This is a genomic window from Mycobacterium sp. KBS0706, from assembly GCF_005938675.2.
In the GTDB taxonomy this organism is placed as follows: domain Bacteria; phylum Pseudomonadota; class Alphaproteobacteria; order DSM-16000; family Inquilinaceae; genus Inquilinus.
In genome coordinates, this window is sequence record NZ_VCCH02000175.1 from 1 (window position 1) to 8,351 (window position 8,351).

The 8,351-nt window shown below is 61.0% G+C and carries 7 protein-coding genes and 3 pseudogenes; 5 read left to right on the forward strand and 5 right to left on the reverse strand.

Features of this window, described 5'->3' with window-relative positions:
* A partial coding sequence (locus FFK22_RS44155; RefSeq protein WP_221939233.1) for a hypothetical protein occupies window positions 1–276 on the reverse strand: 276 nt, incomplete at its 3' end.
* Window positions 277–365: 89 nt separating this feature from the next.
* On the opposite strand from FFK22_RS44155, the gene FFK22_RS39910 reads away from it, so the two are divergent.
* Together FFK22_RS39910 and FFK22_RS39915 are read left to right on the forward strand one after the other, a co-directional pair.
* Window positions 366–1,457, forward strand: a complete 1,092-nt coding sequence (locus tag FFK22_RS39910; protein ID WP_138893375.1) for a calcium-binding protein — start codon at window positions 366–368, stop codon at window positions 1,455–1,457.
* A gap of 18 nt (window positions 1,458–1,475) precedes the next feature.
* The gene (locus tag FFK22_RS39915; protein ID WP_138893376.1) at window positions 1,476–1,952 is read left to right on the forward strand and encodes a hypothetical protein; all 477 of its coding nucleotides are present in this window, start codon (window positions 1,476–1,478) and stop codon (window positions 1,950–1,952) included.
* 619 nt (window positions 1,953–2,571) lie between these two features.
* Here the strand turns inward: FFK22_RS39915 and FFK22_RS44635 are convergent.
* The 3 pseudogenes from FFK22_RS44635 to FFK22_RS39925 all read right to left on the reverse strand — a co-directional run.
* Window positions 2,572–2,741: pseudogene (locus FFK22_RS44635) on the reverse strand (IS630 family transposase); the annotation flags it as partial.
* Between the two features lie 45 nt (window positions 2,742–2,786).
* A pseudogene (locus FFK22_RS39920) lies at window positions 2,787–3,486 on the reverse strand (IS6 family transposase).
* Window positions 3,487–3,570: 84 nt separating this feature from the next.
* Window positions 3,571–3,858, reverse strand: a pseudogene (locus FFK22_RS39925) (transposase); the annotation flags it as partial.
* 333 nt (window positions 3,859–4,191) lie between these two features.
* On the opposite strand from FFK22_RS39925, the gene FFK22_RS39930 reads away from it, so the two are divergent.
* Together FFK22_RS39930 and FFK22_RS39935 are read left to right on the forward strand one after the other, a co-directional pair.
* Window positions 4,192–4,515 carry a GYD domain-containing protein gene (locus FFK22_RS39930; RefSeq protein WP_138893377.1) on the forward strand — a complete coding sequence of 108 codons (324 nt, stop codon included), beginning with the start codon at window positions 4,192–4,194 and terminating at the stop codon, window positions 4,513–4,515.
* 587 nt (window positions 4,516–5,102) lie between these two features.
* Complete coding sequence (locus FFK22_RS39935) at window positions 5,103–5,660, forward strand: DUF6647 family protein (protein ID WP_221939234.1); 558 nt, start codon at window positions 5,103–5,105, stop codon at window positions 5,658–5,660.
* Window positions 5,661–5,951: 291 nt separating this feature from the next.
* On the opposite strand, the gene FFK22_RS39940 is transcribed toward FFK22_RS39935, so the two are convergent.
* Window positions 5,952–6,602, reverse strand: coding sequence for an MSMEG_1061 family FMN-dependent PPOX-type flavoprotein (locus tag FFK22_RS39940; protein ID WP_138893378.1), 651 nt, complete (start codon window positions 6,600–6,602; stop codon window positions 5,952–5,954).
* A gap of 914 nt (window positions 6,603–7,516) precedes the next feature.
* Here FFK22_RS39940 and FFK22_RS39945 point away from each other — a divergent pair.
* The gene (locus tag FFK22_RS39945) at window positions 7,517–7,912 is read left to right on the forward strand and encodes a CrcB family protein (RefSeq protein WP_221939235.1); all 396 of its coding nucleotides are present in this window, start codon (window positions 7,517–7,519) and stop codon (window positions 7,910–7,912) included.
* Window positions 7,913–8,351 lie beyond the last annotated feature (439 nt).

The following is an 8,351-nucleotide window of genomic DNA, read 5'->3' on the forward strand; positions in this document are numbered from 1 at the left end:
CGGAAAGCGGAAGTCCGGAGCCGGCAAGCAGAGTGTCCGCATCGCGTGCCGGGAGCGGTCAAAGCTGTGTGTCTCCGACGTGGATGCAGGGCGCTCATCGCGATCGACTCCGAGCAGAAGCGGGCGACGCGACCAACTGGCGCCTCTGCGCAGCGCGCGCCCGATCGCTGACAGGTGGTCGGGACGAATCGAGATGCTCTCGGTGAGCATGAAAGGATTAGGCAATTCCCTCAGAGCGTCCTTGAAATCCCAAAATCGGAGATCCGTCGAAAGCATTAGAGGGCATCCGGACGAGAGTATTACGCTGCAATGTATTTAATGCTAATGAGTATTCTATAATTCAAATCGATTGCGGAGGGATTGTCATGGCCAATTATCTCTTTTCCGTTGATGGAGAGGAGACGGCGGAGATTTACTACCGTGAGACAGCATGCGTCTACAATCTCGACTTCTTCGACAGGACCGATAAGGTCTCGGGTGATCCTATGGACCGTCCTTGCACTCTCGCCTTCAATATCGGCGGAGACATTGACCTCGACCTCACGGGCTATACCGGCATCACCGGCTTCTATTGGGTCACGGCCCAATCCGCAATCGGTGGTGTCCATCTGACCATCGGCCAGGATTTTTATAATGGCGGTATGGGTGGGATCTCCGCCGAATCCCTTTCGAACGAGCCTGTCGTGCTCGACGCCAGCGCTGTGACCGGACGGCCGGTGTACATGCAGGCCCTATCGGGAGGCCACAACGTGCTGATCGGAGGGGCGTCTTCAGATGAGCTTGGGAGTGGAGCCGGCACCGACAAGCTGTACGGTGGTGCCGGCGCCGACTTACTCGGTGGCGGCAACGGCGACGACGTGCTGTATGGTGATGCTGGCGCCGACCGCCTCTATGGCGGCGACGGCATCGACATCGCCAGCTACTTCACCGCTTCGACCGGGGTCGTGGTCAACCTCTTCGCCGGCACGGCCAGCGGCGGCGATGCCCAGGGCGACTCCTTCTTCGGCATCGAGAACCTCTCTGGCAGCCAGGGCAACGACAGCCTGATCGGGGACTCGGGCCGCAACGCGCTGCAGGGCTGGAATGGCAACGATGTGCTCATCGGCGGTCGCGGGAACGATAACCTCACCGGCGGCGCGGGGGCTGACCGCTTCCTCTATATCGACGTGGTCCAGAGCCCGGTCGGGGACGGTGCCGACCGCATCGCCGATTTCAGCCACGCCCAGGGCGACAAGATCGAACTGTGGCCGATCGACGCCGACACCACCATCGCCGAGGACCAGGCCTTCAGTTTCATCGGCACCGCCCTCTATTCTGGCGTCGCCGGCCAGCTGCGTTACAGCCTCACCACCTATGGCACCATTATTGCCGGCGATGTCGATGGCGACGGCACCTCGGACTTCCATATCCGGCTCTCCGGCAACCTGACCCTCGTCGCCGGCGACTTCGTGCTGTAGCGGCACCGTTTCGTCGTAATGCCGTATGCGACCGACAAGATCGAGGCCACTGGGCTGCCCGCGGACAAGTTGACCGAAGCTGACCGATGTGCGGCTGAAGCGGTCATCCCAACGCAAGGAGTGGAGCGACCGCAAAGGGTCGAATCGGGCCATGTCCGCTTTCTGGCGGCAGGCGCGATGGCCGCTGTCGGGCAGCCCGCAGCCCGCCTGGGAGACCGGGAAGGGCGGAAAGCGGTCGTGTGTCGCATCTCCTGGAACGACGCGATTGCGCTAACTGCGGACAATAGTGTTGGCGGTCCGGAAGCGCATGCTGCCACGCCCAGCTGGGTTCAGACGGACGCTGCCAAGACGTTGCTGGAACAGCTCTCGACACGCTTCACGAATTTCACGATCGAGGGTTTCATTCATAGGTACCGGGCGACCAATCCGGTCGCGCTCGACGCCGTCCGGGTCGGCGCGATCAAAGCTGAACTGCCGTTCCGGGTCGATGCCTGAGCAGCCCGGCAAGTCCTTGGACCCGCCCCTTAAGCTAACAGCGAGCCGCATCCTGGAACTGTCTGCCCGATGACGTTATCGCTGAAGGCCGTCGCCGTCGCGGCGGACTCAAGGATCCTGCGAGGGCTGCCACGCTGGCGACACTGCGATCGGCGGGTGATCACCAAGCCGTCCTGCCGGCGGCGACTAGCCACGTCAGGAAGGCGTTCGAATTGCCGAAGCAGGACGCAATCGCCAATACCGGGCGGAGCGTCAACAGCAACTGATCCCGACACACCCGGCTGCCCCGCCCGGCCTAGCACTATCCTTTCGGCTAATGCGTACATGCAGAAATATTATATCCTCCAAGCCGCGTTCGGGATACGATTGTAATGTCGAAGTGATCCCCTCGCTCGACAACCCCCAGCGGCCCGCCCCGTTTGTCCCCCACCGGCGCGGCGGGCCGCCCCTACCGGCTGGGATATGCTCCTGGCCACCAGTCATATCGGATTTGCTACAATTCCGACGCGTCGCGGCAGAGGTTGCGGCGTGGCGACCCGGCCGTCCCCCGGAGCCCTCGGAGGCTTATGCCTACCCCCTCTCCGCCGCCGGCCGGGCGTCCTATACCAAGCAGCGGAAATCATGACCCATGAGCCCAGTCGGGAGGCCGATGGACATGATCCTCCACGGCTGGGCCATCATGGTGTTCCAGGCGAAGCAGCTGTGATCGAGGATGTCGCGGTAGGATTTGGAGATACGGTTGGAGAGCCAGTTCTCGCGGAGGAACTGCCAGATGTCCTCGGGGGGGTGTCACGTTGTCGAGCTTGGCCGCGATGAAGCCAACATCCGCCAGGCTCAGGCTGCCATGCCCGCCGCATCCTGCCATGCCGCCAAGGCCTCGGCGCGAAAGCGGCGGTGCGTGTGGGCGGTGGTGAGGTGACGGCAGAGGTTGAAGGTGTTGTAGGTCGCGGCATGCATCGACAGGAACCGCTGCGCCGAGGCGGTCGATTTGAACCGTTGCAGCTTGCGCTCACGTCGCCGGACCGGGACATGCGAGCTTTCAGCCCGGTTGTTCAGCCGCTTGGCCCGTAGGTGGGGGATGCCGTCGAGCCGGAGGTCACGAATAGCTGCGCCATAGGCCGGACACTTGTCAGTGACCCACTGGTTCGGGGCGATCCCCTGCTTCTTGAGGAGTTTGCGCATCAGCTTGCGAGCTGCAGCCGCGTCCCGCCTGGCCTGAACCAACACCTCGAGCACCTCACCCTCGGCATCGACGGCGCCAGAGGTACATCTGCTTCCCACCGATCCGGACGAACATCTCGTCGAGGTGCCATCGCCGGTGCGGCACCGGCCGCTGCGCGCGAAGGCGCCGGGCGATCATCGGCCCGAACGCGCTCACCCACCGGCGGATCGTCTCGTACGACACCTCGATGCCGCGCTCGGCGAGCAGGTCCTCGACATCGCGGTAGCTCAGGGTGAAGCGGAGATACATCCAGACGGCGCGCTGAATCACGTCCGATGGAAAGCGATAACCGGCATAGTCAGGCGGGGTCATGATGACCGTTAAGCTGCTCGTGGGCGCCCCGCAAGGCCGTGAACGTGACAAGCCCAATCTGCGTCGTCTAGGCCCTGTGGACAGTTACCTGAGCCACAGGACGATGGCGGCGAGGGTGACGACGGCGCGGTAGTTTCTGGCGGTCTTCTCGAAGCGGGTGGCGACGCGTCGGAATTGCTTGAGCTTGGAGAAGCAGCATTCAATCAGGTGTGGCTGAGCGTAGAGATGCTGATCGAGCGGATATTTCTGAGCCCGGGATGGGTTGTTCGGGATGACCGCAACGGCGGCCTTGGCGGCGATCGCCTGGCGGAGACGGTCGCTGTCATAGGCAGCGTCCGCCATGAAGATCTCGGCGGGCAAGTCTTTGATCAGGACGTACCGCACTCGTCAACGCTTTTGGAGACGGCAAGTTGGTACCGCTTTCAGTGGGCAAGCGGTTCTCATTCTGAATCGGCATGACGCTTCGGCGTCGATCGGCCGGCAGTGTCGGATTTCGGGCGATACTGAGGGGCCACGACTGGTGCCGATTTACAGCCATCAGTGAGGGAGGACCACTTTCAAAACGCAGTCTACCGGGTCGGTGCCAGCCTCCATCGGATGGCTGTCTTGACGAGCCCCTCTCCCGAGCGTTCGCTGGATCACCCAAACCGTTTCGGCACCAGAAGAGAGGTTGTTGCTGGACTTTGGTGATCAAGGAGATACGCCATGCCGCACTATCTCATCCAGGTTTCGTACGCCGCGCAAGCAACCAAGGCCTTGATGGAGAACCCGCAAACAAGAAGGGAGGTTGTCGCAAAGACATGCGAGTCGGTCGGAGGTCGCATGCACAGCCTGTTTTTCTGTTTCGGCGAGTATGATGTTGCTCTGCTAGCCGAGTTCCCCAACAACGAAGCCGCCGCCGCGGTTGCCTTGGCCACCAGCAGCTCCGGCGCGCTCAGCAAATACAGGACAACCCCGCTGCTGACGCCCGAGGAGGCGATGAGCGCGATGACGCTGGCACAGAAGGCCAGCTATACACCGCCAGCCTGACCCGCTGAGGCCGCCTGGAGGCTGAGACGCCCGTGGCGGTCGACCAGGGATGCGAGAGTGGAGACGACCTCTCGCCGGCGCGGCCTCGCTGGAGACCAGGCACCGCTGCTGAATGGCTGTCATGTCCACTGTGACGCGGGCAACCGTCGACCCGTCAACTTTCGCAATTGAACTACCGAAGTCCGGTGCGCCGGGCTCCCAGCCGGCGTGACCGGCGTGCCGAAAGTCGGCAGGGGCGGATGGGTCGTCGGACCTGAATATCCGAGAGAGTGTCGATGACGACTTTCGCATGATTGGCGTTGATTTCGGGAGCCAGCAGGGTCTGTCGCCGGCAACTTCAAGCTCTTCAACTGTCTATTCTAGATTCAAAAATTCGTAGTGTGCATATATTAAAATTTACAGTTGCCCAATATATGTAACTTATAAAGCAGTAGACGCGATTGTGACCATCACATTGATCAACATCAACAAGAATAGAGGATTTAATGTCCAAGTGGTTGTTTCTTTGTTCTGGCCTACTAATGCTTCCGGCTGCAGTATCTTTCTCGGGTGAAATACCACCGATCGACTCCGTTATTTGGGGATCGATGACATCGACATTGCAAACCGTAAGGCTTCCCGGTACTGCATTCGATATCGTTGTCGGCGCATCTGCCGTAGAGCCAGGCTCGACCAAGATCAATGCCGAACTGCTGACCGCGATCGCGGGCTGGCTGTCGAGCAGTTATGATCTTCCTGCCAACGATGATCCACCAGCCATCGAATTTGTGCCGGCGGAGACGATGCTCGCCTTGCGGCATGGTGGAGTTCGTGTGGATCTCTGGTCAGGCAGCCAAGCCGACGTCGGGCGTATCGAGGGGGCCCTGATTTCTGCAACCACCGTGGCCCTTTATGACGACACGGGTAAAATCATTTACTTGCCAGAAGCGTGGATCGGAAGTACACCCGTCGAGCTGTCGGTGTTAGTTCATGAAATGGTCCACCACCTGCAGAATCTGGCGGGGATTAAGTTCGCGTGTCTTGAAGCTCGGGAGACGCTCGCTTACGCAGCGCAACAAGACTGGTTGGCATTGTTCGGGCACGACTTCTTCGCCGATTTTGAAACCGATCCATTCACTCTACTGGTGCGCACCAGCTGCCTCTAGAGGCGCACTACAAGAGGTGTGCGTAGGCGCCCGACATCTGAGGACAAAGAAGCAACGAGACCGGTCATGCAGCTACTCTGGCCCCGAGGTCGGTGAAGCGTACGCGTCCGGTCGTGACCATGGTCTTCTAATCTCGAGCGGGCGTCGTTGGCATAACGCAGTAACGCAGCGAGTACCTTAGCGGGCGCCCTATCGTCTCGAAAAGGCGGATTGTGGAAGTTGTGTAAATCGGCATGGGACCCAACGCCGATCGGCATGGTAAGTGACCAATCAAACGCTGACGACGATTCCCTAGTACAGCCGCTCGCGATTGCCCTTGTCTATGATCGCCTGCATCTCGTCGACTGTCTCCGCGAGACTTGCGTGCGCTATCAACGTCTCCGCAAACGTCGGCAGGTCGCCGGTGTCCGGCCAAGCCTCCGGTTCCCACAATCCCGAACGAATCATGCATTTCGGGCAGTGGGAGAGTACATATTCGACGCCGACAACGAGTACGTGATCCGGTAGCTTGCCCTTGATGACCATAGATTCGCGAAGCTCAAGGTCGCGAACGATGATCGCCTTGCCGCTGATCCGGAGAGTATAGGTGATCCCAGGGATCACAAAGATCAGCCCGACATTCGGATTGTCCAGGACGTTGCGGAAGGTATCGAGCCGGCGGTTGCCCAACCGGTCGGGGATGGCGAGGGTCCTGTCGTCCAGAACTTTGACGAATCCCGCGGGATCGCCCTTTGGCGAGACATCGAGCATGCCCCGCGGTCCGGCTGATGCCACAAAGACGAAGGGGGCGTGGGCGATGAAGCGGCGGCTATGGTCGTCGATGACACGCACGACCTTATCGACCGAGCGCTTCGGAGGATGACCGACCACCGCGCGGAGCTCCTCCTCGCTGGTGACGACATCGCGGAAACGTTCCCGAAGGCTCGTCCTGTCGCCTGGCATGAGATCCCTGCCGCTGTTGCCGACGGCCCAGATACGTAGTGTTCTGGTTTTGCCGTGAGCTGTCAATTCAGCGCGGCTCTACACCACCTCGGCCGAACATGCAGATTCAATCTCAGCAATAGCGCCGCAGGCCATTTCGACGCCCACTCCAGATTCACTGCGGTCAGTCAGGCGGAGAACGTTTGGACCGCGTGCCCGAGGCTCGAAGTCGCTCGATCGACGCTGCGCGGCTCGGGCTATCTGGAACGCGTTGTCGAGTCCACGGGTGCGTAGTCCAGGCCGGTCTGGGTTTACCTTGGCCAGATATCCAGCCCGACGTCGTCCCTGAGTTTGTGCGGAAGTGTTTCGAAGCGGCGCGGCTCGGGGTGCGGAGGGCTCCGCCGACCCAATTGTCGCGTCAGGAGGACGCGCAGGCACATTAGACTGGCCATGCGCACGACAGCCAGAATGAACATGGTTGCTATCCATAAGGGCGACCCCGCCGCTGAGGAGCCGCTGGGTCGCTATGCGTGGTTGGCCTGCCGATCGCTACCGGTCGAACAGGGGTCCCTTCGCACACCTCGTTGCACCGTGCGGCAGGATCTCCCTTTGGGGTTGCAGCCCGTCGGATCGCCTTCGGCCTGGGCTCGTTGTAGATCCTGGATCCAGAAAGTGCGCCTCTTGGCCGGGATGGCGTAGGACCGTGCCCCAACCCACTGTCGGGCATTGCTGGCACTGATGTCGGCCGACATCTGACGGCCCTGCCGGCCCGGGACGAGGCGGAGCCCCTCGGAGAACTGCCGTCCGACCAGATGCGTGGTATGGCGTTGCTTCTCCCTTTACGGTCTGAAGCCCTTCACTCGAATACATTATGCCCCGCGTCAGGCACACACATCGGGAGGGCTACCCAATTTTGCGATCTCCCTTGCCCATTTTTGGGAAGCAGTCACTGCGATGTTGGGCTGACGTCCCTGCGCTGGTGCGGCCCAGGCTTCCCGTTCGGCACCCTCGCCATCAACATCGTCGGCTCCGGGTTGGTGGGCTCGGTGGTCGGGGTATTCGCTGACCTAGACATCGGCCATCAGAAGGCGAGACTGTTCCTCACCACCGGGATCATTGGCGGGTTCACCACCTTCAGCACATTTTCACTCGACGCGATCACACTGTGGCAGCGGGGCGAGCATGCGGCGGCGATCGCCTATGTCCTGGCGAGCATCTCACGCCGCTGCGCGGCCCCGGAATGGAAGGAAAGTTTTAACTTCTTCAAGAGCGTTGCGGTCTCGCTCGGCGCATCGGTGGTTGCGGCCCAGTTGGTCCGTCGGCTTGCCTAGAGCGGAATGAGGTTGGTTGGAATCGGAAGGGGATTGAACTAAGCCGACGTGGTCGGCATTGGATACCCGCCCCGTGCGTCAGTCCTGCAAGCGCCGGCGGATGAACCGGAATAGATGACCAGGCAAACGGGCGGCCTTTGCGCAGGACGGCGTCGTGTGCCAAGTTTGCTTGGCTTGTGTGTGCTTCGCCGGGACGTTCCGGACTGAGGAGGAACCCTAGGCGATGGCTCTGGTGTCGCTGACTTCGGCGGTCTGCAACCAATGCGAGTGGCATGCTTCTGGTCGACGATCATAAAGCCTTGAAATCAAACGACGGTGTGAAGTTACTTTCCCCTATATCTCAAGATCCGTGCCATGCGCGTTTGGGTTGTCTGTGCGGCAACCAGTGATCGGCCTGGGTCAGAACGGCTTCCAGCTCACGCGCGAGATCTGCGGCTCA

Coding starts and splice junctions, on each gene's coding strand:
- FFK22_RS39940 (WP_138893378.1), bottom strand. CDS start 6,602: ATGCCAGGCGACAGGACGAGCCTTCGGGAACGTTTCCGCGATGTCGTC.
- FFK22_RS39930 (WP_138893377.1), top strand. CDS start 4,192: ATGCCGCACTATCTCATCCAGGTTTCGTACGCCGCGCAAGCAACCAAG.
- FFK22_RS39910 (WP_138893375.1), top strand. CDS start 366: ATGGCCAATTATCTCTTTTCCGTTGATGGAGAGGAGACGGCGGAGATT.
- FFK22_RS39935 (WP_221939234.1), top strand. CDS start 5,103: ATGACATCGACATTGCAAACCGTAAGGCTTCCCGGTACTGCATTCGAT.
- FFK22_RS39915 (WP_138893376.1), top strand. CDS start 1,476: ATGCCGTATGCGACCGACAAGATCGAGGCCACTGGGCTGCCCGCGGAC.